The organism is Buttiauxella sp. BIGb0552, assembly GCF_004366275.1.
Classification (GTDB): domain Bacteria; phylum Pseudomonadota; class Gammaproteobacteria; order Enterobacterales; family Enterobacteriaceae; genus Buttiauxella; species Buttiauxella gaviniae.
Genome location: NZ_SODY01000008.1, coordinates 59,665 through 85,511, shown reverse-complemented (window position 1 = coordinate 85,511; position 25,847 = coordinate 59,665). Strand labels below are relative to the sequence as shown.

24 protein-coding genes and 1 pseudogene are annotated in these 25,847 nt (G+C 49.3%); 11 read left to right on the top strand and 14 right to left on the bottom strand.

Annotated elements, in window-relative coordinates:
* Positions 1-64: 64 nt before the first annotated feature.
* Together EDF88_RS21025 and EDF88_RS21020 are read right to left on the bottom strand one after the other, a co-directional pair.
* A complete protein-coding gene (locus EDF88_RS21025) occupies positions 65-1,387 on the bottom strand; it encodes a PTS sugar transporter subunit IIC (protein ID WP_134187034.1) in 1,323 nt (440 codons plus the stop codon).
* Positions 1,388-1,556: 169 nt separating this feature from the next.
* Entirely contained in the window at positions 1,557-1,871 is a 315-nt protein-coding gene (locus EDF88_RS21020) for a PTS sugar transporter subunit IIB (protein WP_064516248.1), read from the bottom strand.
* Positions 1,872-2,066: 195 nt separating this feature from the next.
* Between EDF88_RS21020 and EDF88_RS21015 the strand changes: the two genes are divergently transcribed.
* The 5 genes from EDF88_RS21015 to yacL all read left to right on the top strand — a co-directional run bounded on the left by EDF88_RS21015 (position 2,067) and on the right by yacL (position 8,893).
* Positions 2,067-2,786, top strand: coding sequence for a GntR family transcriptional regulator (locus tag EDF88_RS21015; protein ID WP_134187032.1), 720 nt, complete (start codon positions 2,067-2,069; stop codon positions 2,784-2,786).
* Positions 2,787-3,081: 295 nt separating this feature from the next.
* Positions 3,082-3,972: a beta-glucoside kinase BglK gene (gene bglK, locus EDF88_RS21010; protein WP_134187030.1), complete on the top strand. Its 891-nt coding sequence runs from the start codon at positions 3,082-3,084 to the stop codon at positions 3,970-3,972.
* Positions 3,973-3,986: 14 nt separating this feature from the next.
* Positions 3,987-5,417 carry a 6-phospho-beta-glucosidase gene (locus tag EDF88_RS21005; RefSeq protein WP_134187028.1) on the top strand — a complete coding sequence of 477 codons (1,431 nt, stop codon included), beginning with the start codon at positions 3,987-3,989 and terminating at the stop codon, positions 5,415-5,417.
* 360 nt (positions 5,418-5,777) lie between these two features.
* Positions 5,778-8,375, top strand: a complete 2,598-nt coding sequence (gene acnB / locus EDF88_RS21000) for a bifunctional aconitate hydratase 2/2-methylisocitrate dehydratase (RefSeq protein WP_134187026.1) — start codon at positions 5,778-5,780, stop codon at positions 8,373-8,375.
* A gap of 152 nt (positions 8,376-8,527) precedes the next feature.
* A complete protein-coding gene (gene yacL / locus EDF88_RS20995; RefSeq protein ID WP_064516256.1) occupies positions 8,528-8,893 on the top strand; it encodes a protein YacL in 366 nt (121 codons plus the stop codon).
* 85 nt (positions 8,894-8,978) lie between these two features.
* On the opposite strand, the gene EDF88_RS20990 is transcribed toward yacL, so the two are convergent.
* Complete coding sequence (locus tag EDF88_RS20990) at positions 8,979-9,326, bottom strand: YacC family pilotin-like protein (protein ID WP_134187024.1); 348 nt, start codon at positions 9,324-9,326, stop codon at positions 8,979-8,981.
* Between the two features lie 144 nt (positions 9,327-9,470).
* Between EDF88_RS20990 and cueO the strand changes: the two genes are divergently transcribed.
* Positions 9,471-11,048 (top strand): multicopper oxidase CueO, encoded by a 1,578-nt coding sequence (gene cueO / locus EDF88_RS20985; RefSeq protein WP_134187022.1) that lies wholly within the window; start codon positions 9,471-9,473, stop codon positions 11,046-11,048.
* 76 nt (positions 11,049-11,124) lie between these two features.
* On the opposite strand, the gene EDF88_RS20980 is transcribed toward cueO, so the two are convergent.
* A complete protein-coding gene (locus tag EDF88_RS20980; RefSeq protein WP_134187238.1) occupies positions 11,125-13,506 on the bottom strand; it encodes a glucose/quinate/shikimate family membrane-bound PQQ-dependent dehydrogenase in 2,382 nt (793 codons plus the stop codon).
* Between the two features lie 193 nt (positions 13,507-13,699).
* Between EDF88_RS20980 and hpt the strand changes: the two genes are divergently transcribed.
* Positions 13,700-14,236, top strand: a complete 537-nt coding sequence (hpt, locus tag EDF88_RS20975; RefSeq protein ID WP_064516264.1) for a hypoxanthine phosphoribosyltransferase — start codon at positions 13,700-13,702, stop codon at positions 14,234-14,236.
* A 55-nt stretch (positions 14,237-14,291) separates the two neighbouring features.
* On the opposite strand, the gene can is transcribed toward hpt, so the two are convergent.
* Positions 14,292-14,972 carry a carbonate dehydratase gene (gene can / locus EDF88_RS20970; RefSeq protein WP_064516266.1) on the bottom strand — a complete coding sequence of 227 codons (681 nt, stop codon included), beginning with the start codon at positions 14,970-14,972 and terminating at the stop codon, positions 14,292-14,294.
* Between the two features lie 120 nt (positions 14,973-15,092).
* Here can and EDF88_RS20965 point away from each other — a divergent pair, with 120 nt between their 5' ends.
* From EDF88_RS20965 to EDF88_RS20950, 4 genes are all read left to right on the top strand, one after another.
* The gene (locus EDF88_RS20965; protein ID WP_064516268.1) at positions 15,093-16,019 is read left to right on the top strand and encodes an ABC transporter ATP-binding protein; all 927 of its coding nucleotides are present in this window, start codon (positions 15,093-15,095) and stop codon (positions 16,017-16,019) included.
* The gene (locus EDF88_RS20960) at positions 16,016-16,786 is read left to right on the top strand and encodes an ABC transporter permease (protein ID WP_034460895.1); all 771 of its coding nucleotides are present in this window, start codon (positions 16,016-16,018) and stop codon (positions 16,784-16,786) included. Before EDF88_RS20965 ends, EDF88_RS20960 begins: the two co-directional genes overlap by 4 nt.
* 118 nt (positions 16,787-16,904) lie before the next feature.
* The gene (locus EDF88_RS20955) at positions 16,905-17,336 is read left to right on the top strand and encodes a PTS sugar transporter subunit IIA (protein WP_064516270.1); all 432 of its coding nucleotides are present in this window, start codon (positions 16,905-16,907) and stop codon (positions 17,334-17,336) included.
* An 84-nt stretch (positions 17,337-17,420) separates the two neighbouring features.
* Positions 17,421-18,671, top strand: a complete 1,251-nt coding sequence (locus EDF88_RS20950; protein WP_134187020.1) for a polysaccharide deacetylase family protein — start codon at positions 17,421-17,423, stop codon at positions 18,669-18,671.
* A gap of 53 nt (positions 18,672-18,724) precedes the next feature.
* On the opposite strand, the gene panD is transcribed toward EDF88_RS20950, so the two are convergent.
* The 9 genes and pseudogenes from panD to thpR all read right to left on the bottom strand — a co-directional run bounded on the left by panD (position 18,725) and on the right by thpR (position 25,832).
* Positions 18,725-19,105 carry an aspartate 1-decarboxylase gene (gene panD / locus EDF88_RS20945; RefSeq protein ID WP_034460890.1) on the bottom strand — a complete coding sequence of 127 codons (381 nt, stop codon included), beginning with the start codon at positions 19,103-19,105 and terminating at the stop codon, positions 18,725-18,727.
* 93 nt (positions 19,106-19,198) lie between these two features.
* Positions 19,199-20,053, bottom strand: a complete 855-nt coding sequence (panC, locus tag EDF88_RS20940; protein ID WP_034460889.1) for a pantoate--beta-alanine ligase — start codon at positions 20,051-20,053, stop codon at positions 19,199-19,201.
* A 13-nt stretch (positions 20,054-20,066) separates the two neighbouring features.
* The gene (gene panB, locus EDF88_RS20935; protein ID WP_134187018.1) at positions 20,067-20,861 is read right to left on the bottom strand and encodes a 3-methyl-2-oxobutanoate hydroxymethyltransferase; all 795 of its coding nucleotides are present in this window, start codon (positions 20,859-20,861) and stop codon (positions 20,067-20,069) included.
* A gap of 66 nt (positions 20,862-20,927) precedes the next feature.
* Entirely contained in the window at positions 20,928-21,407 is a 480-nt protein-coding gene (gene folK, locus EDF88_RS20930; RefSeq protein WP_064516276.1) for a 2-amino-4-hydroxy-6-hydroxymethyldihydropteridine diphosphokinase, read from the bottom strand.
* The gene (gene pcnB / locus EDF88_RS20925) at positions 21,404-22,801 is read right to left on the bottom strand and encodes a polynucleotide adenylyltransferase PcnB (protein ID WP_208326165.1); all 1,398 of its coding nucleotides are present in this window, start codon (positions 22,799-22,801) and stop codon (positions 21,404-21,406) included. Before pcnB ends, folK begins: the two co-directional genes overlap by 4 nt.
* A gap of 56 nt (positions 22,802-22,857) precedes the next feature.
* Positions 22,858-23,753: pseudogene (gene gluQRS, locus EDF88_RS20920) on the bottom strand (tRNA glutamyl-Q(34) synthetase GluQRS).
* 77 nt (positions 23,754-23,830) lie between these two features.
* Positions 23,831-24,286, bottom strand: coding sequence for an RNA polymerase-binding protein DksA (gene dksA, locus EDF88_RS20915; protein ID WP_064516282.1), 456 nt, complete (start codon positions 24,284-24,286; stop codon positions 23,831-23,833).
* Positions 24,287-24,569: 283 nt separating this feature from the next.
* Positions 24,570-25,292: a DNA/RNA nuclease SfsA gene (gene sfsA / locus EDF88_RS20905; RefSeq protein ID WP_134187014.1), complete on the bottom strand. Its 723-nt coding sequence runs from the start codon at positions 25,290-25,292 to the stop codon at positions 24,570-24,572.
* On the bottom strand, positions 25,293-25,832 hold the full coding sequence (gene thpR / locus EDF88_RS20900; protein ID WP_064516285.1) for an RNA 2',3'-cyclic phosphodiesterase: 540 nt from the start codon (positions 25,830-25,832) through the stop codon (positions 25,293-25,295).
* Positions 25,833-25,847: the final 15 nt, after the last annotated feature.

Here is a 25,847-nt window from a genome sequence, read left to right as displayed (position 1 = left end):
TCTAAATATAATTATTATTCTCCTTCAGTCAGGGGCGACTGAAGGAGGGGGAATCAAACTATAATTATTGTGCTGCTTGTGTGGCGTTGACTTTGTTCGCGGCAATAACGAAAGGTAAGTAAATTAATGTTGAAATAGCCAGGAACAATATTCCCACAAAGAGCGCTAGCCAATTTCCTCCCGTTCCGAAAAATGCAATTAATGGGCCGGGGGTTGTCCAGGGAACGGCATAAGCAATCGGCGGAATAATCTCCATAGTAACGAAGAAGTAGCCAACTAAAGAGTTAACAAAAGGCACTGTAATAAACGGGATTATTAATATTGGGTTCAGAACCACCGGCAGGCCAAAAATAATAGGCTCGTTAATATTAAATAGTCCAGGAACGAAGGCCATTTTTGCCATGTCGCGATAATCGGCGCGGCGTGAGGCAATAAATATTGCTAACAGCAAGCCCAGTGTCATACCTGAGCCACCATAGTTGGCAAAGGCATCGTTTATGCCACCCCAGGTAATTGGGTAAGGTGCTCCCCAGGTCGTGCCGTTAGATGCGGCAAATGATAAGTTTTCAAGATTGGCTTCAGAGAAGATAGTTTCACGGATAGCTGCAACAGTATTAGGGCCGTGGATACCCAATACCCACAGGAAGTTCGCCACTACACCAAGTATTAATACTGCAAAAATATTGGTGCCCATGTTTTTCAGTGGTGCCTGAATGAGTGTGTAAATAAGCTCATTCAGGCCGTTTGGCGATATCTTCGTCAGGCAGTAGTTAACGACTGAGAAGAAAATCATGACACAGAAAATCGGGATCAGTACTTTAAAAGAACGTGCAACGGCTGGTGGAACAGCATCAGGCATCGTAATGGTGATTCTAGGGTTGCGCGAAAGCCGGCAAAAAATTTCGCTGGTCAGCATGGCGACAATAATGGCAACAAAAAGTCCCTGTGGCCCTAAATACTGGGTCGTTAAATAAGCCTGGCCTCCCACCATTTGGTAAGGCGTGTAAACGACAAAGAAAGCACCAATTGCCGTCAGCCCGCAGAGTAAATCGTCTTGCTGATAATTTATCGCTATATTACGCGCAACCAGGAAGGCAATCATGATGGACATGATGTTGACCGAACCATTCATTACCGGAGAAAATATTTTTTGTGCTTCTGCTAAATTCGGGAAAATGATACCCAAATGTAAAATAGAGGCGATAAAACCATCCGGCGAGAGAATGGCAAAGTTGATTAATACAATAAGCGAGCTTGCCATGACGATAGGAAATGACAGAATAAAGGCATCGCGAATAGCAGAGATATGTATCTGAGAATTTAATTTGATCGCGACAGGGACAAGGATTTTTTCCATGCCGCGTTCAAAGTTATCCATTAAACTCATGACGAGTCCCTTGTGGTTGTATGGGTATATTGAGAGTTAAGGTATATAAATAATGCTGAGTCGAATTTCAGGAAATCATTGCAGTCACCATTTTGACAAAAGAAAATGCCGGCAACTTACACCGGAATTAAATTATGGCTCGTGCACTAATGACCTGGGATATTAAAGGTTAATGACTGGCAAGCAGCATTAACGCATTGTCTAATACGGTTTTCCCATCCATTTGCCCGTAGTGTTTCATATCAATGACGGCGACAGGTATTTTCCCTTGAGTAATTTCTTCTATTTCACTTTTCTGAAAGCGTACCTGTGGTCCCAGTAGCACGATATCCGCTTCATTTTTCTTTATTCTGTCTTTTGCTTCAGAAATTGCCAGTGCGTTAATATTGACTTCAATATTTCCCGCTACAGCATGTTCTTTCATACGTTTTACGAGCATGCTCGTGGACATTCCAGCAGCACAAACCAATAATATATTTTTCATTTTTACCTTCTCAATATATGTTGATGTTCAGATGCAGGGTAACTTAATGAATATCTAACCAGGCATCTGCAATTTTGATCACAGTTAGTAACGGCTGAGTTGTTTAAAAAAACCAATAAAAATGAACGTATGAATGGCTCCAGCACGGAAAAGAATATAACTTACTGATTTAAAATGGATTGCGGAGGTTCAAAAGTGGTTTACAAAGATGTTGTTAACTTACTCAAAAACAAAATTAGCAGCCCTACCTACAACATTGGCGATATTCTCCCATCGGAAAAGGAGCTGGCGGAGTCGTGTAATGTCTCGCGTAACACGTTGAGAAAAGCGCTAAAAGTACTGGAAGACGAGGAATTGATTGAGCGTAGACATGGCTCGGGAACCTATTTACGCAACAAACATTTCCAGGCTTTCGTTACTCACCTGGACAGCTTCACAGAAATTGCCAGAAGCGAAGGGAAGAAACCAACCAGCCAGGTGCTGAGGTTTGAGTTACAGGCGGCATCAGAGGAAATAGCCATCCGCTTGCAACTGACTGCGGGTGAACCGATTTATTACTCAAAGCGGCTACGCCACATTGATAACGTGCCTATGCAGCTTGAGGAAACCTGGCTTTCCGTCAATCGCTTTCCTGACTTGACGGTTAATCACATGAAGAAATCAAAATTTTCATACATTGAGGACGAATGTAACGTCGTCATTCAGGGCTGCTATGAGTCCTTCCAACCGGTGCTTCCTTCCCCGGAAATAGCCAAAATGCTTCATATCAGCGTTCGTGATCCCATTATTAAAATGGAGACGCAATCTATCGATGAGAGTAACAACCCCATAGATTATTCGATTCTCTACACGAACGTGTTCGAATTTCAGGTGAAGTATTTCTTACCTCGGAAGATGACCCAATCGGAAAAATGATCCTGATACGGGGCGTTAATTCCGATCATCGATCACACTTCCCGGCAAAAAAGTTGTTCAGAAAACCCCAAATAAATGCACATGTTGTGATGTTTATTTAGCAGCAGCCTCTAACCTCTTGTGTCTTGGCTTTTTTAACAGGTTCAAAAGAGGTTTAAATGCTTATGGGCCGCAACTTGCTAATTGAACTCATGGTTCATTAAGATTGTTTTAGTCATCACGTTCGATAATAAAAAATGAATTAGAACAGTTATTTTCCCTCTGTTTTCCGAGTAATTCTGAAGGAAAGAACCGCATGAAGATTGCAGCATTTGATATCGGTGGTACGGCGCTGAAAATGGGGGTAATTACCTCTGACGGAAAAATTCTGGAGAAGGGAAAGCAGCCGATTAGCGACAGTGACGGTGAACAAATTTTGCAGGCGATTCTTACATGGATTGCGGCCCATCCAGAATGCGAAGGCATAGCTATCAGCGCTCCGGGCTATGTAAACCCGCACACCGGTTTTATCGAGATGGGCGGCGCTATTCGCAAGTTTGATAATTTCGCTATCAAAGCGTGGTTTGAAGAACAAACCCAGCTTCCTGTTGCTATTGAAAATGACGCTAACTGTGTGTTGCTGGCTGAACGCTGGCAGGGCAAGGCGGCGGAGATGGCTAATTTTCTAGTGCTGACTATCGGAACCGGAATCGGTGGCGCAATTTTTTGCAATAACCAACTGGTACATGGGGCGCGTTTTAGGGCGGGAGAGTTCGGTTATATGCTCACCGAACGTGCAGGCCCACGCGATGTTCCCCACTACACAATGAACGCAACCTGCACCATGCGAGTTCTGCGTCAGCATTACGCTGATTACGCAGGTAAGTCGCTAGAAGAGGTCACCGGAGAAGAGGTCTTCGAGCGTTATGACGCAGGTGACGTTGTGTGTCAGCGTCTGGTTACAGAGTTTTTTAACGGCATTGGTACAGGTCTCTATAACCTCGTCAATTTATTCGATCCGCAAAAGATTTTGGTGGGTGGCGGCATTGTTGAACGCCCCGGGTTTCTTGCGCTGCTTCGTGAACATCTAGCCTGGTTTTCGATAGGCGAGTATGTCGATACCGTCAGCCATGGCAATGACGCCGGACTTATCGGCGCGGTCTACCATTTCAATCAGCAATACCGGTCGCACACTCGCGATCTCTAATTGAGGGAAAGAATATGTCCGGATTTAAAGATGGATTTCTGTGGGGTGGTGCGGTTGCAGCTCATCAGTTGGAAGGCGGCTGGAAAGAAGGTGGAAAGGGAATAAGCGTTGCCGATGTCATGACCGCTGGTGCTCATGGTGTTCCACGCGAAATTACTGAAGGTGTGTTGCCGGGCAAAAATTATCCTAATCATGAAGCGATAGATTTTTACCATCGTTATAAAGAAGATATTCAACTGTTTGCCGATATGGGCTTTAAATGTTTCCGCACCTCAATTGCCTGGACGCGTATCTTTCCGCTAGGTGATGAGTTGGAGCCTAATGAAGCAGGTCTGCAATTTTATGATGATTTGTTCGATGAGTGCCTGAAGCACGGTATCGAGCCGGTTATCACTCTGTCGCATTTCGAGATGCCTTACCATTTGGTTACCGAGTACGGTGGCTGGCGTAATCGTAAGCTTATCGACTTCTTCGTGCGTTTTGCCAAAGTGGTATTCACTCGTTACCAGCACAAAGTGAAATACTGGATGACCTTTAACGAGATCAACAACCAGGCTAACTTCCACGAAGACTTTGCGCCGTTTACCAACTCAGGCCTGAAGTATGAAGCGGGTGAAGATCGTGAGCCGGTGATGTTCCAGGCTGCGCATTATGAACTGGTCGCCAGCGCTTTGGCCGTGAAAGCGGCGCGTGAGATCAACCCCGATCTGCTGGTTGGCTGCATGATCGCGATGTGCCCAATCTACCCGTTGAGCTGTGCGCCTAACGATATGATGATGGCGATGAACGCCATGCACCGCCGTTACTGGTTTACCGACGTGCACGTCCGTGGCAAGTATCCACAACATCTGTTGAATTACTTTGAACGCCGTGGCTTCGAGCTGGATATTACCCGCGAAGATCTCGCCGTTCTGGAGCAGGGCTGCGTCGATTACATCGGCTTTAGCTATTATATGTCGTTTGCCACCAAAGCCACTGACGATAACCCGCAACTTGATTACGATGAATCTAAGAGCCTGGTCTCTAACCCACATGTCCAAAAATCAGACTGGGGTTGGCAGATTGATCCGGTAGGGCTTCGCTACTCACTGAACTGGTTCTGGGATCATTATCAACTGCCGCTGTTTATCGTTGAAAACGGCTTTGGAGCGATTGATGTTCAGGGAAGCGATGGCGTGGTGGATGATCAGTACCGCATCGACTATATGTCTGCTCATATCGCCGAGATGAAAAAAGCGGTGGTTGAAGACGGCGTTGACTTGATGGGTTACACCCCATGGGGATGCATCGACCTGGTTTCTGCGGGCACCGGCGAGATGAAAAAACGTTACGGCTTTATCTATGTTGATAAAGATAACGAAGGTAATGGAACATTGGAACGCAGCCAGAAGAAATCTTTCGCCTGGTATCAGAAGGTGATTAAGTCTAACGGCGAGCAGCTTTAATACGTCCTTTATTGCCAATTTTTATTAAATGCATATCGGTGCTGATGGTTTTCTTAACATCAGCACTTTTTTGCATTTGCAGGGTAACCCCCTCCAAAAATAAGGTGAAAAAACGCCTTCCAGAACCGGCTAATCATCAATTAAAAAGAGGCCAGACGGTCATATCGAAAAGTAATGTTTTGCCCTTAACGATTCAGCAAGTATTTAATGTTGCTTTTTTGTAAACACATTCACCCCCCCTGAAAATCCTGCTATGCTGCCCGTCGCGGTACCGGGCATTTACCCTACAAACTGCTGTCTCACAGGAGCGTGAAGATAATAGCCGGAACCGAAATGACAATGAGAGCGAGGAGAACCGTCGTGCTAGAAGAATACCGTAAGCACGTAGCCGAACGTGCTGCAGATGGGATTGTTCCAAAACCTTTAGAAGCATCCCAAATGGCCGCACTGGTCGAGCTGCTGAAATCCCCGCCAGCGGGTGAAGAAGAATTCCTTTTAGATCTTATTACCAATCGTGTTCCGCCAGGCGTTGATGAAGCCGCCTACGTTAAAGCCGGTTTCCTGGCTGCCCTCACTAAAGGTGAGGCTACCTCCCCGTTAATCTCCCCAGAGAAAGCTGTAGAACTGCTTGGCACTATGCAAGGTGGCTACAACATTCACCCTCTGATTGACGCGCTGGATAACGAAAAGCTGGCAGCTATTGCCGCTAAAGCCCTGTCCCACACGCTGCTGATGTTTGATAACTTCTACGATGTGGAAGAAAAAGCAAAAGCGGGCAATACCCACGCACAAAAAGTGCTGAAATCCTGGGCTGATGCTGAGTGGTTCCTCTCTCGCCCGAAACTGGCTGAGAAAATCACCGTTACCGTATTTAAAGTTACCGGTGAAACAAACACCGATGACCTCTCTCCGGCACCAGATGCCTGGTCACGCCCGGATATCCCTCTGCACGCTTTAGCGATGCTGAAAAACGCCCGTGAAGGTATCGAGCCCGATCAACCTGGTAGTGTTGGCCCGATCAAACAGATTGAAGCGTTAAACCAAAAAGGTTTCCCGCTGGCTTACGTGGGCGACGTTGTAGGTACCGGTTCTTCGCGTAAATCTGCGACTAACTCCGTGCTGTGGTTCATGGGTGATGACATCCCGAACGTGCCGAACAAGCGCGGCGGCGGTGTGGTGCTCGGTGGCAAAATCGCGCCAATCTTCTTTAACACTATGGAAGATGCGGGTGCGCTGCCAATCGAAGTTGACGTAAACGACCTGAACATGGGCGATGTTATTGACATCTATCCATACAAAGGCGAAGTGCGTAACCACGAAACCAACGCTGTTATTGCTAATTTTGAGCTGAAAACTGACGTGCTGCTCGACGAAGTCCGTGCTGGCGGTCGTATTCCGTTGATCATTGGCCGCGGTCTGACGACTAAAGCGCGTGAAGCGCTGGATCTGCCACGCAGCGAAGTGTTTGTTCAGGCTAAAGATGTAGTAGCCAGTACTCGCGGCTTCTCTCTGGCGCAGAAAATGGTTGGCCGTGCCTGCGGCGTGGACGGTATTCGCCCAAATCAGTACTGCGAACCAAAAATGACTTCTGTGGGTTCTCAGGACACCACCGGTCCAATGACCCGTGATGAGCTTAAAGACCTCGCATGCCTGGGCTTCTCTGCTGACCTGGTAATGCAGTCCTTCTGCCACACTGCGGCTTATCCAAAGCCGGTGGATGTGAATACTCACCACACACTGCCTGACTTCATCATGAACCGTGGCGGCGTCTCGCTGCGTCCGGGCGACGGTGTTATCCACTCCTGGTTGAACCGTATGCTGCTGCCTGATACCGTCGGTACGGGTGGTGACTCCCACACTCGCTTCCCTATCGGGATTTCCTTCCCGGCGGGTTCTGGCCTGGTGGCGTTTGCTGCGGCTACGGGTGTGATGCCACTGGATATGCCTGAGTCGGTGCTGGTGCGCTTTAAAGGTAAAATGCAGCCGGGTATCACTCTGCGCGACCTGGTTCACGCCATCCCGCTGTATGCGATTAAACAGGGCCTGCTGACCGTTGAGAAGAAGGGTAAGAAAAACATCTTCTCTGGCCGCATCCTGGAAATCGAAGGCCTGCCAACTCTGAAAGTAGAGCAAGCGTTTGAGCTGACCGATGCTTCCGCTGAGCGTTCAGCTGCTGGTTGTACCATCAAGTTGGATCGCGAGCCGATCGAAGAATATCTGAGCTCTAACATTGTGTTGCTGAAGTGGATGATCGCAGAAGGTTACGGCGATCGTCGTACGCTTGAGCGCCGTATCCAGGGCATGGAAAAATGGCTGGCTGATCCTCAGTTGCTGGAAGCCGATGCCGATGCGGAATACGCAGAGATCATCGAAATCGATCTGAACGATATCAAAGAGCCAATCCTTTGTGCACCAAACGACCCTGACGACGCGCGTCTGCTGTCTGATGTAGCTGGCGAGAAAATCGATGAAGTATTTATCGGTTCTTGCATGACCAACATCGGCCACTTCCGTGCGGCAGGTAAACTGCTCGATAGCCATAAAGGCCAGTTGCCGACTCGTCTATGGGTTGCACCACCAACGCGTATGGATGCCGCTCAGTTGACTGAAGAAGGCTACTACAGTGTATTTGGTAAGAGCGGTGCGCGTATCGAAATCCCGGGCTGTTCACTGTGCATGGGTAACCAGGCGCGTGTAGCAGACGGTTCAACCGTGGTTTCAACGTCTACCCGTAACTTCCCTAACCGTTTAGGGACCGGTGCGAACGTATTCCTGGCTTCTGCAGAACTGGCCGCAGTGGCTTCACTGCTGGGCAAACTGCCAACGCCTGACGAGTACCAGACCTTTATGGCGCAAGTCGATAAGACTGCGGTAGATACTTACCGTTACCTGAACTTCGACAAACTTTCTCAGTACACCGAGAAGGCAGACGGCGTGATTTTCCAGACTGCGGTATAACATTTACCCAATCTGCGACAAGGGAGGCTTAGGCCTCCCTTTTTATTTGCCACGCGCGGACCTGAACGCTGTTTTTCGCCGACTTTGCTGCGATAATTACCTTATACGCTAAGGGGTACTGCATTTCCCCAGGCAGGGTAGAGGAAAACACCATGGAATATGAATTTTTGCGTGATGTCACCGGTTTGGTGAAAGTGCGTATGTCGATGGGTCATGAAGTGGTGGGCCATTGGTTTAACGAAGAAGTGAAAGATAATCTCGGCCTGCTTGATGAAGTAGAAGAAGCGGCAAATTCAGTGAAAGGTAGCGAGCGCCAGTGGCAACGTGTCGGGCATGAATACACAGTGTTGCTCGATGGTGAAGAAGTGATGATTCGCGCCAATCAGCTGGAAATTTCAGGTGATGAAATGGAAGAAGGGATGAACTACTACGATGAAGAGAGTTTGTCATTCTGCGGCGTTGAGGATTTTCTGCAGGTTGTAAACGCATACCGAGAGTTTATCGCACAGAACCGATGACTTGTTATTAAAGCAGTGTCCCAAAAGCCTGGGTGAAGACTTTTGGGACGGCATAACTTTCCGCAAAGGGTTGTGGAAGTTCGGGCTATTTCACGTAGGCGAGCAAGCTGAGCGAGTCCCGGGCAAGGGATTTGCATTTCTTGGCAGTTGGAATGGCAATACCGCTTAAATCACGATAGCTATCTTCGCCAAGCGCCTTCATGTTGAAGGTGTCGTAGTTGCTCAAATCCCACTGGTTTTGCTGGGCAAAAAAGACCAATGCGCGGCGAATTTGTCCGTTAGGCAGGTTTTGGTAGCCACAATCATTTTTCAGGAACACAAATACCGCAGTAAGATCGGCCATATCTTCTGCTTCAGACTCGCTAAGTGCCTGACTGCTGGTGGAAAAAGCCAGCAACAAACCCAGCATTAACGCCCTAACTCCCATCTTCATCACATCTACCACTTTTTATCAGATACGAAACGTTAACACAGTTAAATGAGACACGACGAGAATTATTATCTGCTCTAAACTTGACCTTCCTGTAAGGGCAGGGTTTATGCTTAATGGCACGCCTGCAACCTAAAGGAATTGAATATGCATCGCCGTGATTTTCTAAAATATTCTGCTGCCATTGGTGCGTTTAGCGCCTTACCGCTCTGGAGTAAAGCGGCACTGGCCGCTGATAGACCCGCACTACCGATCCCCGAAATTCTCGCCCCTGATGCAAAGAATAGCATTCGTTTAGCTGTGCAAGCGGGCAAAAGCACATTCAATGGAAAAACTGCCACTACCTGGGGCTATAACGGCAACTTGCTAGGTCCTGCTTTGCAACTGACTCAGGGCGAAGAGGTCACCGTTGAGATTAATAATAACCTCACAGAAGAAACCACGGTTCACTGGCATGGTTTAGAAGTTCCCGGTGACGTTGACGGTGGGCCACAAGGCGTGATTGCCGCAGGTGGTAAACGCTCCGTGAAATTTACTCCGCAACAACGCGCTGCAACGTGTTGGTTCCACCCACATCAGCATGGCAAAACAGGCCATCAGGTTGCGATGGGACTCGCAGGGTTGGTATTAATCGATGATAAAGAAAGTCGTGCGCTACGCTTACCAAAACAGTGGGGCATCGACGATGTCCCGCTGATTATTCAGGACAAACGCTTTGCGGCCGATGGGCAAATTGATTATCAGCTAGACGTGATGAGTGCCGCAGTAGGTTGGTTTGGTGACACTCTGCTGTGCAATGGCGCGGTTTATCCTCAACATGCCAACCCACGTGGTTGGTTGCGTTTGCGTTTACTCAATGGTTGTAACGCGCGTTCGCTCAATATAGCGGCTAGCGATAACCGCCCGCTGTACGTGATAGCCAGTGATGGTGGCTTACTCACGGAACCAGTGAAAGTCACTGAACTCCCTATGTTGATGGGCGAGCGTTTCGAAGTGCTGGTGGATACGAGTGACGGTAAGGCGTTTGATATCGTCACGCTGCCAGTCAAACAAATGGGTATGACGGTTGAGCCTTTCGACAAACCCCAGCCCGTTGTGCACATTCAGCCACTGATTATTGCGGCGTCCGGCGAAATGCCAGACAAACTGGTTACCGTACCGACTCTGCCAAATATTGAAGGGATCACCGAGCGCTGGCTGCAACTGATGATGGACCCGATGCTAGATATGATGGGGATGCAGGCGCTGATGGGCAAATATGGTCAGCAGGCAATGGCGGGCATGAACATGGCCGGACATGGCAACATGGGTAATATGGGCCAGATGGATCATGGGAAGATGAACCATGGCGGAATGAACCACGGCAAGCCAGGCTTCGATTTCCACAATGCCAACAAGATTAACGGCAAAGCATTTGATATGAACACGCCAGCGTTTGCTGCCGAAAAAGGCAAATACGAGAAATGGACGATTTCCGGTGAGGGCGACATGATGCTTCACCCATTCCATATTCACGGCACACAGTTCCGCATCCTGAGTGAAAATGGCCAACCGGTAGCGGCCCATCGTCAAGGCTGGAAAGATACGGTTCGAGTAGAAGGTGGGCGCAGTGAAGTGCTGGTGAAGTTCGAGCATGCGGCTTCTAAAGAGCAAGCGTATATGGCGCACTGCCATCTGCTGGAGCATGAAGATACCGGTATGATGCTTGGCTTTACGGTGGCATAAAAAAGGCGGATGAACAGACGTCTGTTCATCCGCCAGTTTCGTAGGTCGGATAAGTGCTGCGCTATCCGACAGTTTTTTACTTAGCGTCGTCCGGTAACGCGTAAGCGACGATATAGTCACCCATCTTGGTTCCGAAGGAGCCGTGGCCACCCGCAGAAATCACGACGTACTGTTTACCATTCGCTTCATAGGTCATTGGCGTTGCCTGGCCACCGGCTGGCAGGCGTGCTTCCCACAATTTCTCACCATTGCTCATGTTATAAGCACGCAGGTAGTTATCTGCGGTTGCGCCAATAAACAGAACATTACCTGCGGTAGATATTGGGCCACCCAGCATTGGCATCCCCATTTTAAACGGCAACGGAAGCGGTGAGCTGTCGCGCACAGTACCGATACGTTTTTTCCATACCACTTCGTTGGTTTTCAAATCTACCGCAGAGATGTAGCCCCATGCAGGCTGCTTACACGGTAAACCAAACGGAGAGAGGAACGGGTTCAGCGTCACGCCATACGGCACACCATATTGAGGTTGAATACCTGTTTCAGTCCCTGAACCTTTAGCGTCTTTCGGCGGCTCCATCGGGTTGCCTGGGCCACGTGGCATCAATTTAGATACAAACGGCAGTGCCATTGGGTTGGCAATTGCTACCTGACGGTTAGGATCAACGGAAATTCCACCCCATTCGAACATCCCAAGGTTACCTGGGAACACAAGCGTGCCTTGCTCAGACGGTGGTGTGAAAATGCCTTCATAACGCAATTTATGGAAGATGATGCGACAAACCATTTGGTCATAAAGGGTCGCTCCCCACATATCCGCGCCGCTCAGGTCTTTCTTCGGACGGAAACTTAAGTCCGAGAACGGCTGAGTTGGCGTCACGTAGTCGCCTTTTGCAGCACCTTGTGGAACAGGTTTTTCTGGAGCCGGAACCACCAGTTTGCCGTCACGACGGTCGAGCACAAAGATATTGCCGGTTTTCGCAGGCGCGTAGATAACCGGAACGGTTTCGCCTTTAACGGTAATATCCGCAAGCGTTGGCTGCGATGGCATATCCATATCCCACAGGTCATGGTGAACCGTTTGATATGACCAGGCCAGTTTCCCGGTAGTTGCGTTTAGTGCCACGATGCTGCTGGCATAACGCTCTTGCTCCGGTGTGCGGTTGCCGCCCCAAATATCGGGTGTGGTAACACCCATCGGCAGGTACACCAAATCTAACTTCGCGTCATAGGCCGCTGGTGCCCAGGAGTTTGGTGAGTTAATGGTGTAATGATGCTCATCACCAGGAATGGTGTTGGGATCTTTAGCACCCGGATCGAATGCCCACAGCAATTTACCGCTGTTCACATCAAAGCCACGGATAACACCAGACGGCTCACGAGTGGAGTAGTTATCGGTTACCGCACCGGCAATCACGATAACTTTATCGGTGATAATCGGAGGTGAAGTCGGTTCGTACATGCCAGGCGTGGTGACCGGCATGCTGGTTTGCAGATTCAGGATGCCTTTGTTAGCAAAGCTTTCGCAAAGCTTGCCGTTATCGGCATTAATGGCAAACAGACGTCCGTCATTCACAGGAAGAATGATACGACGTGGGCAATCTGAAACCACATCCGGAGTTGCGTTATCCGCGGTGGCTTCGTGGTAAGAAACACCACGGCAAGTCACGTGCTGGAACGAAGGATTCGTATCCAGACGCGGATCAAATTTCCACTTCTGTTTACCGGTGGTCGCATCCAGCGCAAACAACTGCTGGTGCGCGGTACACAGGTAAAGCGTGTCGCGGATTTTAATCGGAGTGACTTCGTTGGTGATTTCACCCGGGTCGGTCGGGCGCTTCAGATCGCCGGTCTGGAAACGCCAGGCTTCTTTAAGCTGACCGACGTTTTTATCGTTGATCTGTTTTAAAGGAGAGTAGCGTTGCCCTTCCTGATTACGACCATATGCAGGCCAGTCGGCATCAGGAATGGTTGATGATGCGGAAACGGGGGTTGTCGCATCGGCACTCAGCGTGCCGTTGATTTCCTGAGGATCGTTAAATACCGCCCAAGCCAGCGCCACAACGGTAATCGCCAGCACCGCACCAAGGGCCGGAGCCGCACCTGCAGTGGGTAAAATCAGATGACGATAAACAAATGGCAGTAGCAGCCATACGCCGAAGAAGAACAGAACGTCTAAACGCGGTGTTAATGCCCAGAAATCAAAACCAACTTCCCAGACAGACCATGCCACGGTGCAAAGCAGTAATGCAGCATAGAGCCACAGGGCCAGAGCTTTGCGTTGCCAAAGTAACCATGCGGTGATTAACATCACCACCCCTGCAATTGGGTAGTACCAGGACCCACCAATTGCCACTAACCATATCCCGCCAATTAATAAATACAGTCCAGTCAGTACCGCAAACAGGACTGTTAAGGTTGCGATGACCCGCGAACCAGAGTTATTTGTTTTCACAATTATCACGCTCTTAAAAGTTTGATAGCAATTCATTATAGTTATTAACAAGTGTGATATTCATCACATAAATGGCTTTTTTACCAATTGGGCACGGGAATGGGTTTTGCTGTTATACTGCTGGCCTGAATATTTTGTGTTGGCTAAAATCTAACCAACATCGAATGATTTATTTTTAAATCATATGGTTATAACTATGAAACATACTGTTGAAGTGATGATCCCCGAAGCGGAGATCAAAGCCCGTATCGCTGAATTGGGTCGTGAGATCACTGAACATTATCGTGATAGCGGTAGTGATATGGTGCTGGTTGGCTTGCTGCGTGGCTCATTTATGTTCATGGCGGACCTGTGCCGTGAAGTGCAAGTGCCCCACGAAGTCGATTTTATGACCGCATCCAGTTATGGCAGCGGCATGTCCACCACCCGCGATGTGAAAATCCTGAAAGATCTCGATGAGGATATCCGCGGCAAAGACGTGTTGATCGTCGAAGATATTATCGACTCCGGTAATACGCTGAGCAAAGTACGTGAGATTCTTAGCCTGCGTGAACCAAAATCACTGGCCATTTGTACGCTGCTGGATAAACCAGAGCGCCGCGAAGTGGAAGTGAATGTTGAGTGGGTTGGTTTCGCTATTCCTGATGAGTTCGTAGTGGGTTACGGCATTGATTACGCTCAGCGTTATCGCCATCTGCCATACGTTGGCAAAGTGGTTCTGCTGGACGAGTAAGTCTTTTGCTACATCCATTAAAAAAGGGCCTTTAAGGCCCTTTTTGCTATCAGCATTACTGCGAAGGTGTTCTATTCTTGTGGCTGCGATGGGAATTCTGAAGGTTCGAAATCCCGCTGCGGTAACCTTGCTCCAGTGATTCGCGACTGGTTGCGGTGACTTCCAGGTCACGTAAGCGTCCATCGTGAATACCGTAAGCCCAACCGTGGACAGTGACTTTCTGCCCGCGTTTCCATGCGGATTGCATAATGGTTGAATGGCCAAGGTTATAAACCTGCTCCATCACATTGAGCTCGCAAAGTGTATCCAGACGCTGTTCCGGTGGGAGTTCTCCCAGTAGCGAACTATGCTTGAACCAGATATCGCGGATATGCAGCAGCCAGTTGTTAATTAGCCCTAAATCCGGGTTTTCAACCGCCGCTTGTACACCACCGCACCCGTAGTGACCGCAAATGATTATGTGTTCAACTTCCAGAACATCTACCGCGTACTGCACTACAGAAAGGCAATTTAGATCCGTATGAATTACCAGGTTTGCCACGTTACGGTGAACAAATAACTCTCCAGGCTCAAGGCCAGTAAGACGTTCAGCTGGTACGCGACTATCAGAACAGCCAATCCACAAGAAGCGAGGTTTTTGGGCCTGAGACAAACGTTCGAAAAAGCCCGGGTCTTCGTCCTCCATCAGTTTTGACCAGACCTGGTTATTGCTGATGAGGGTATCAATGTCTTTCATGGAGGTTAACAACCTGTAACGGATGAAGTGCGTTGAGGTAATATAGGGCAACTGATTGTGCAACTGAAATAATTTTTAAACAGCTTAACTTTTTTGTACCGAACAAGGTAACCGCAAATAATGACCATTGCATTAGAACTGGAACAGTTAACGAAAACCTATCCCGGCGGTGTTCAGGCACTGCGTGGCATAGATCTTCGTGTTGAGGCAGGGGACTTTTACGCTCTGCTGGGGCCGAATGGCGCAGGGAAATCCACTACCATCGGTATTATCAGCTCGCTGGTAAATAAAACCTCTGGCCGGGTACGCGTGTTTGGTTATGACCTGCAAAAAGACATTGTTAACGCTAAACGCCAGCTTGGTTTGGTGCCGCAGGAGTTTAACTTCAACCCGTTTGAGACCGTACAGCAAATCGTTGTGCACCAGGCGGGATACTATGGCGTTGAAAAAAACGAAGCCATTGCGCGTAGCGAAAAGTACCTGAAACAGCTCGATCTGTGGGAAAAACGCAACGAACGTGCACGTATGTTATCGGGTGGTATGAAACGCCGTCTGATGATTGCTCGTGCCTTAATGCATGAGCCAAAGTTGTTGATTCTTGATGAGCCAACTGCGGGTGTCGACATTGAACTACGTCGCTCTATGTGGGGATTCCTGAAGGATCTGAACGATAAAGGCACCACTATTATTCTGACCACTCACTACCTTGAAGAAGCAGAAATGCTGTGCCGCAATATCGGTATTATTCAAAACGGTGAGCTAGTCGAAAACACCTCGATGAAATCACTACTTTCAAAACTGAAGTCAGAAACTTTTATTCTCGATTTAGCACCGAAAAGCCCATTACCGAAGCTCGATGGCTACCAATATCGGCTGGTGGATACTTCCACTCTGGAAGTGGAAGTGCTGCGTGAGCAAGGAATAAATAGTGTCTTCAGTCAGTTAAGCTCGCAAGGGGTTCAGGTATTAAGTATGCGTAACAAAGCTAACCGTCTTGAGGAGTTGTTCGTCACGCTGGTAAATGGCTCGAAAGGAGAGCAGGCATGATGCATCTCTATTGGGTGGCGCTAAAAAGTATCTGGACTAAAGAAATTCACCGTTTCACGCGTATCTGGATCCAGACGCTGGTACCGCCGGTCATCACCATGACCCTGTATTTTATTATTTTCGGTAATTTGATTGGCTCGCAGATTGGCTCAATGCATGGTTTTACCTACATGCAGTTCATCGTGCCGGGCCTGATCATGATGGCGGTGATTACTAACTCTTACGCTAACGTGGCCTCTTCGTTCTTCAGCGCGAAGTTCCAGCGCAACATTGAAGAGCTGCTGGTGGCACCTGTGCCGACGCACATTATCATTGCCGGTTATGTTGGCGGTGGTGTGGCGCGTGGTCTGTGTGTCGGGATTCTGGTGACGGCAGTATCGCTGTTCTTCGTGCCTTTCCAGGTTCACTCGTGGCTGTTTGTCGCCCTGACGCTGCTGTTGACTGCCATCCTGTTCTCGTTAGCTGGTTTGCTCAATGCCGTGTTTGCCAAGACCTTTGACGACATCAGCCTGATCCCAACTTTCGTGCTGACTCCGCTGACCTATTTAGGCGGTGTATTCTACTCCCTGACGCTGTTGCCACCGTTCTGGCAGGCTTTATCCCACCTGAACCCGGTGGTGTATATGATCAGTGGCTTCCGTTACGGTTTCCTCGGTATCAACGACGTACCATTGCTATTTACTGTCACCGTGCTGGTGGGCTTTATCGCCGCCTTCTATATCCTGTGTTGGTATCTGATTCAACGTGGCCGCGGTTTGCGCAGCTAATTCTGCTAACCTCCCCGAAAGGGGAGGTTACTGAGCGTTTTCTTACTCCGTTTTGATTAGCATCACGTGGCAGATTTCCCGCTCTGGCACACTTGCGCTCTGCGAAAAGGAGAACGCGATGTTAGGTTGGGTTATTGCCGGTCATGACTATTACGCTCAAGATATGCTGGATGCAATCGAGCGACGTTTTGGACCGCAACCGCAATGTTACGCGGTGAATTATTGGAATGGGCTTAGCACCAATATGCTAAGTCGTATGATGTGTGATGCATTGTACAATTGCGATTCTGGGGATGGAGTGGTCTTTCTGACCGATCAAACCGGGGCTGCACCTTATCGTACGGCTGCACTCATGAGCCACCAACATTCCCATTGTGAAGTGATCTCTGGTGTCACGCTGCCTGTGCTATTCGCGATGCGCATGCACCGAGAAACGCTGACCAGCGAAGAGTTCCGTGACCGCATTGTTGAGCAGGGTGGCGATGACATCACCAGCCTCTGGCATCAACAGCAAAAAAATCCGCCATTCGTATTACTCCACCAATATTGATTTGAAAGGTTGGTATCGGGTGGGCTTTTGTTAGAATGACACCCACTTTCCGCCGTTGGGACACTCAGTGCTATCAAATTCGTTATGCTAACTCGCCTTATTTTTGCTTTGCTGATGCTGATTTGTGGCAGTAGCGCTAATGCCAGCCTGCTCAGCAGCAATCACACTCCCGCGCAATATATGCAAACCACTGAAGATGCTGATATCTGGGCGCAGGTGGGGGATAAAGTCATCTCTGTTGGCACTGTTCAGGAAGGGCAGATTCTGGCGGTCGTGCCAATGGCGGCAGACTATTACGAATTTAACTTTGGCTTTGGCACCGGCTTTATTGATAAAGAGCATCTTGAACCGGTTGTAGGTAAGCAACGGATTGAAGACCGACTGGGTGATCTGAATAAACCGCTGAGCAACCAGAATCTGGTCACTTTCCGTGATGTTGCTGTGTATAACGAACCGGATACCCGGAGCGCCACGTTCGGTACATTGGCCGATAATTTACGTTACCCAATTATTGCCAGTCTGAAAGACCGTTTAAACCAAACCTGGTATCAAATTCGTATTGGCAATCGCCTTGGGTATGTCAGCAGTCTCGATGCGCAGCAGGACAATGGTATTCCGGTACTCACCTACCACCATATTCTGCGTGATGAAGAGAACACTCGCTTTCGCCATACATCAACAACTACCTCGGTGGTAGCATTCAGCAACCAAATGACCTGGTTGCGCGACACGGGCTACACCACCCTTACGATGTATCAGCTCGAAGGCTACGTGCGTAACCGTATGAATCTGCCCGCGCGGGCGGTAGTGATTACCTTTGACGACGGCCTGAAATCGGTTTATCGCTACGCTTATCCGATTCTTAAAGAGTACGGCTTCAAAGCGACGTCCTTTATTATTTCTTCGCGCATCAAGGCTCATCCGCAAACCTGGAACCCGAAAACGCTGCAGTTTATGAGTATCTCGGAATTACAGGCCAGCCAGGATGTGTTTGATATCCAGTCGCATACCCATTTCTTGCATCGCGTTGACGCTAATCGTCAGCCGACACTTTTACGCCGCACCTATCGTAATATCCTGCTTGATTTTGAACACTCGCGCCGCGCGCTTGCGCAGTTTAATCCGCATGTTTTATATCTTTCGTATCCGTTCGGCGGCTACAACGATAAGGCGGTGACAGCAGCCAACGATGCGGGGTTCCATATGGCTGTGACGACAGTGCGTGGGAAAGTGAAGCCGGGGGATAATCCGTTTTTGCTAAAACGACTTTATATATTGAGAACTGACTCGTTAGAGACCATGTCGCGGCTTATCAGCAACCAGACAAAATCTTAAGATAAAAAAGACCTGCTTAACAAAGCAGGTCTTTTTCATTCGTTCGGAGGTTGTTATGCAACCTGAACCGGTACGGCTTTAGCGAGACGTTTCATTTCGTTATCGCCATCGAAATAGGCGACTTTCGGCTGCCAGGTGCGGGCTTGCTCATCTGGCATAGTCACGTAAGTGGCAATGATCATGATGTCGCCAACATCCGCGCAATGCGCTGCGGCACCATTCACCGAAATGATTTTTGAACCGCGCTCACCCGCGATAGCGTAAGTTGAAAAACGCTTACCGTTGGTGACGTTATAAATATCAATGGCTTCATATTCCAGAATGCCTGCCGCCTCAAGGAAGTCCTGATCGATGGCGCAGGAGCCTTCATAATGCAAATCCGCCTGCGTCACTTTGACACGGTGAAGTTTGCCTTGCAGCATGGTGCGTATCATAAAATTAAACCTTTATTACGGGGTCCGAATAGAGCTGATTTTATCAGCTCTATGAATATAAGCGGGCAGTATTGCCCGATTTATGAATGCTGTCTACTGCGCCAGATCAACCTGAATATTATCAATCAAACGCGCCTGGCCAAGCCATGCGGCCATTAATACCACCGCACGTTTACTCTCAACGTTCAGCTCTAACAAGGTATCGGCATCGCGAATTTGCAGGTCGTCAGAACGAAAGCCTTTTTCATTCAGTTCGGTGGCGGCGATAGCCAACATTTCTTCCGTGTCTCGCTCACCAGACCGCAGTTTATCTGCCAGAGACTGCATCACTTTATGCAAACCTGGCGCAATTTTGCGCTGTTCTGCGGTTAGATAACCATTGCGTGAACTCAGTGCCAGGCCGTCTTTCGCACGAACCGTTGGCACGCCGATAATTTCGATGTCATAACCCATATCCGCCACCATCTTGCGGATCACGGCGACTTGCTGGAAGTCCTTCTCACCGAAGCAGGCGATATCAGGCTGCACCATGTTAAAGAGCTTGCTGACAATGGTAGAGACGCCACGGAAATGCCCTGGACGACTTGCGCCTTCGAGCATGGTAGAAAGCCCTGGAACTTCAACAAAGGTCTGTGAGTCCAGTCCTTGTGGATAAATATCGGCTGGGGCAGGGGCAAACACCAAATCGACTTTGCGACGGTTTAGTTTCTCGCAATCTTCCTGCAAGGTGCGGGGATAGCGAGTTAAATCATCCGGTCGGTCAAACTGCATCGGGTTCACAAATATGGTGGTAACCACCACATCGGCGCGGCTTTTCGCATCATCGACCAGTTTCATATGGCCGTCGTGCAGGTTGCCCATGGTCGGCACCAGTGCGATGCGTTTACCTTCCTGGCGCCAGCGGCGGATTTGCTGACGTAACAGCGGTATCGTTTCGATAATCAACACAACCCTTCTCCTGTCAGTGGAAACTATGTTCTTCACCTGGGTAGGTGCCTGATTCAACTTCAGTTATGTACTGGCGTACCGCGGCGCGCATGTCGCCGTTTCCTGTAAGGAAGTTTTTGGCAAATTTTGGAATATGACCACCGGTGATACCAAAGGCATCGTGCATAACCAGAATCTGTCCATCTGTGACATTACCCGCGCCAATACCGATGACCGGAATGCTCAGCGCTTCAGTGATGCGTTTTGCCAGAGCGACCGGAACACATTCCAACACCAACAATTGTGCACCTGCCGCTTCGAGTGCCACGGCATCATCGAATAGTGTCTGTGCGGCGGCTTCATCACGCCCCTGGACTTTATAGCCACCGAAGATGTTCACGGATTGCGGCGTAAGGCCCAAATGCCCGCATACCGGAACGGCACGTTCGGTCAGCATCTTGACTGTTTCAACCAACCAGCTCCCGCCTTCGATTTTGACCATATTTGCACCAGCGCGCATAACGATGGCTGAATTGGCAAACGCCTGTTCAGGTGTGGCATATGCCATAAAAGGAAGGTCAGCAAGCAGCAGGCAGTTTGGCGCACCACGGCGCACGGCGCGGGTGTGGTAGGCAATATCTTCCACGGTAACGGGTAAAGTGGAGTCGTGCCCCTGAACAGTCATCCCTAATGAATCGCCAACTAGCATCACACCAATGCCTTCATCGGCAAACAGTTTTGCAAAGCTGAAGTCATAAGAGGTGATGGTTGCGAATTTGCGTTGGGCCTGTTTCCACTGGCGCAACTGAGACATGGTGATTGGTTTCATGGCAATCCCAGAGAAATAAGAATGAGAGGTGAAATCGCTACATTAGCAAACAGAACACGTCCGTGGTTACCAAAACGTAATCCCATCCTGGGAGAGAGTATCTAAAATATCAGCGGCGCGCTTGCCGTCCGGGAAGGTGCAGTCAGGTGCAATTTCCAGCAGCGGAACCAACATAAACGCGCGATTTTTCATATCATAATGCGGCACGATAAGCGTTGGTGTTGCAACAGTCAGATTACCGAACAGCATGATGTCGAGATCAAGCGTGCGCGGCCCCCAGCGTTCAGCTTTACGCACGCGACCATGCTCCAACTCAATACGTTGAGTATGGGCTAGTAATGCTTCGGGAGACAGTTCGGTTTCTAGTGCCACAGCAGCATTGAGGTAATCGGGTTGGTCTTGCGGGCCGAGCGGCGGGGTGCGGTAGTACGAGGAAGTTGCAACCACCCGGCTTTGCGGGATGGTTGCAATGGCGTTCAGCGCTTGAGTCACTTGCTCAAGCGGTGACGCCTGGTTGCTGCCGAGTGCGATGTACGCAAGCGTCATGCACTTCCACCGCTGCGTGGTGCACGCTTGCGTGGACGGCGGTGACGGCGGCGATCGGCAGGTTCATCACCTAACACATCGAGCATATCTTTCTGTGCCGGCGGAGCTGCAACCTGGAACTCACCCCACCATTTGGTCAGGCGCAGTAATTCCTGGTTATTTTCCACTTCAGCACGCAGTGCCAGCAAATCGTAAGCTGCACGGAATTTAGGATGCTCCATCAGCTTCCATGCGCGTTTGCCCTGGCGGCGTGACAGGCGAAGCTGCAGGCCCCAGATATCACGAACCAGCGTGGTGATACGTTTTGGAATCGCCAGCGCACGGCAAGCTTCATCTAGCACTTCGTTCATCGCCAGTGCAAAAGCGTCCATGTAGGCAAGGCCACTTTCCTGAGTCAGCTTTTGGGCCATCTCAAGTTGCGGATACCAGAATATGGCAGAGAACAAGAAGGCCGGATTAACACGCATATCATTCTGAATGCGGTTATCGGTATTCTTCAGCACCTGAACGATCATGCGTTCCATCGGGCTGTCACCCTGCTCGGTAAAGTAGCGGGTGATGGTCGGGAATAACGGCTGGAACAGCTGATATTCGCGCAGTAATTCGTAAGTTGGATAACCGTGGCCAGCTTGCAGAAGTTTCAATGACTCTTCAAACAAACGAGCAGGCGGCACATCGTTAATCAAGGTCGCTAAGCGCGGAATAGGTTCGCCAGTTTCCGGGCTAATCGTCATGTTCAGCTTGGCGGCAAAGCGCACTGCACGAAGCATACGTACAGGGTCTTCACGGTAGCGCGTTTCAGGGTCACCAATCAGACGGATAACGCCATTGCGTAAATCACGCAGGCCGCCGACATAATCGCGAACGGAGAAATCAGCCACGCTGTAATAGAGGCTGTTGATTGTGAAATCGCGGCGCTGTGCATCTTCTTCGATAGAACCGAAGATGTTGTCACGAAGCAACATACCGTTTTGACCGGTCTGAGAAGTCTGTTTGTCAGACTTTTGCTCTTCATGGTGACCACGGAAAGTAGCAACTTCGATGATTTCCGGCCCAAACATTACATGCGCCAGACGGAAGCGGCGACCCACCAGACGACAGTTGCGGAACAGTTTACGCACTTGATCTGGCGTAGCACTGGTCGTGACATCAAAGTCTTTCGGCTGTTTGCCGAGCAAAAGGTCACGGACACCGCCACCCACGAGGTAAGCCTCGTAGCCAGCTTTGTTCAGACGATAGAGCACCTTGAGGGCATTTTCACTGATATCTTTGCGGGACAGAGCGTGCTGGTCACGCGGAATTACCGTGATTTGCGGGAGATCTTCAATCTCCTCGACCACGACGTCATCGCGGTTAAGCACCTTGCGGCAAAAATTAGCGACTCGGGTAAAAATAGTACACCTCGGCAGTGTCAATCATAGGGACAAAAAAAACAGCGGCTAATCATAGCTCAGTGCGTGGCATTTGAGAATGGCGTATTCACGCCGAGCCTGGTTCAATAGCCTCAAGCGACCAAGTTTGTACCGCCTGACTGAGTAATTCGTTGAGCGTCAAATCTTGCCAATGGGCAATTTCTGGTTGATTCAAAAATGCCAGCGCGGCATGAATAACCGGACGTGGATCGCCTTGCGGTAGGGCTGGCGCGTGATTCTGCTTAGAAAGCTTTGCCCCATTCTCATTAAGCACTAAGGGCAAATGTACGTAATCAGGCACCGTCCAACCAAATTGTTGATACAGCGAAATTTGTCTTACCGTTGGCTCAATTAAATCTGCGCCACGTACAATTTCGCTCACATCTTGATAATTATCATCCACTACCACAGCAAGATTATAGGCAAATAACCCATCCCGGCGGTGAATGATGAAATCTTCGCGGGCCAGTTGTTCGTCGGCTATTAACGTCCCATGAAGTTTATCTTCAAAACTTAATACCGGGTGATGTTGTATAAAACGCAACGCGGCATTATTAGGACCTTGGTTTAACGCGCGGCAATGGCCATCGTAAAAACCGCCAATTTGCTGAATCCGGCTGCGCGTGCAGGTGCAGTAATAACTCAGCCCTTGCTGATGTAACCATGAGAGTGCTTCGCGGTAGGCTTCGTGTCGTTGGGATTGCCATAAAACTTCACCATCCCACTCCAGACCGTAATGCTCAAGTTGGCGCAATATAGTAGCAGCAGCGCCCGGTACTTCACGTGGTGGGTCGATATCTTCGATACGCACCAGCCATTGGCCTTGTTTTGAGCGTGCTTGCAGGTAGCTGCCGAGTGCGGCAATTAGCGAGCCGAAATGGAGTTCACCCGAAGGCGAGGGGGCAAAGCGTCCAATGTAGTGGGGTGTGTTCATGATTTGCTGCGGTAGGCTAGAAATAAATAAGGCGGGAGAGTATCCCGCCATTATGAGTAATCTGAAATTGCGAGCCGTTAACCGGCCATTTGTTTTTCGCGAATTTCTGCCAACGTTTTACAGTCAATGCACAAATCAGCTGTCGGACGAGCTTCGAGACGGCGAATGCCGATTTCAACGCCACAAGATTCGCAGTAACCGAAATCTTCGTCTTCCACTTTCTTGAGCGTTTTCTCGATCTTCTTGATCAGTTTACGTTCGCGATCGCGGTTACGCAGTTCCAGGCTGAACTCTTCTTCCTGAGTGGCACGGTCTGCCGGATCAGGGAAGTTAGCCGCTTCTTCTTGCATGTGCGTGACGGTACGATCAACTTCATCCATAAGTTGATTACGCCATGCTTCAAGAATACGCCTGAAGTGCGTCAGCTGGGCTTCGTTCATGTATTCTTCGCCCGTTTTCTCCTGGTATGGCTCCACCCCAGCGATGGCGAGGATACTCAGGGACGATGTTTTACGCTTTTGCCCTTCTTGCATGTTGTTTCTCCTTAACACGCATTATCGGTCCCCTGTTCGGGGGAAAATCAGGCCGCTATAAATAGCAGATGCTTTTCAGGATGGCAATTATATAAATTCCTCTCTTGACAAGCCTGTGAAGAAAAGCGTATTTACGCGAACCGCCAGCACACAAAACAGACAAACGTTAATACCCTTTATACTTCAAGCTGCATCTTTTTGTTGGCGGCGATTACTCACCCGAATCACTTACTGCAGTAAGCTCATCGGGGCTTATTCACTTGCCGCCGCGATGCAACTCGAATTATTGCGGGCACTCTTCAATCAAACAAACAGGTAACGGCGAGATTAGACTCAAGCCTTTATCCGAAAGTTCAGCCTTATACGCAATAACTTCAACTCCACACTGTTGCGCCTCGCATAATAATTGTGCGTATTTGGCGTCGATGTGGCGTGCCGGGGAAACCTGGGTGATAGCAGAATGCAATACTGCAAATAGCAGCACCGCACGTTCGCCCTGCATAACCACGTTCATCAATTCTCGCAAATGCTTCTGCCCACGCAGACTTACAGCATCCGGGAAATAGCCATTTCCTTGTTCTGATAACGTGACTGATTTTACTTCAATATAGCAGTTAACCTTGCAATCTGCCTGCAACATAAAGTCAATGCGGCTACGTTCAGCACCATACTTCACTTCACTTTTAATGGTTGTATAACCAATTAATTCTGAAATGCTTTCCGAACTTAATGCTTCCTTCACAACCGCATTAGCGCGCAGCGTATTAACGCAAATAAATTCGCCGTTTTGCGTTTGGGTTATTTCCCAGGTGTGGGGATATTTTCGAGTTGGGCTATCTGATGTGGAATACCACACAGTATCGCCTGGTGTTGCACATCCGGTCATCGCGCCGGTGTTTGGGCAATGGAGCGTTAACTCTTCACCAGACGGAGTTACCACATCAGCCAGAAAGCGTTTATAGCGTTTGATGAGTGTGGCTTGTTGTAGCGGGGGACTAAACTCCATTTACTCTTCCTTATTGCTTAATGACCAGCGCTGTAGCTCCAGGTAACGCGTTCGCCCTTGCTTGAAAACTGACTCATACAATACGAAGTCTTCAACTTTGTATTGCCAGCGAAAATTGGGTGGCGGGATGGTGACCGCACGCGGTGTGTTCCGATAAAGCGTGATATGCGGGTGAAACGGCTGCGGGCTTTGGTAGCACCCGCTACGAGCCGCTTGTGCACGTAACATATTTGCCAGTTGAATCAGCCCCAGAGGGGCATGCCGGGGGCCAATCCATACCACGTTTGACCGCAACCATTGCCCTGCATCATCAATTGTCAGGGTAAAACCGCTCTGGCGGATTCTCCCGGCGAGCAGGCTGAGTGCTTTTTGCTTTTCAACACTGATGTCGCCTAAAAAGGCGAGAGTCAGATGCAAATTTGCAGCAGCGACCGGACGCCCGGAATCTTCAGGGAACTGTGTGGCGCGCCACTGGATAATCTGTTGTTGTACCTCGGCTGGCAATTCGAGGGCAAAAAACAGACGGCGAGTTTCGGCCATAGTGGTCTCTCGTTA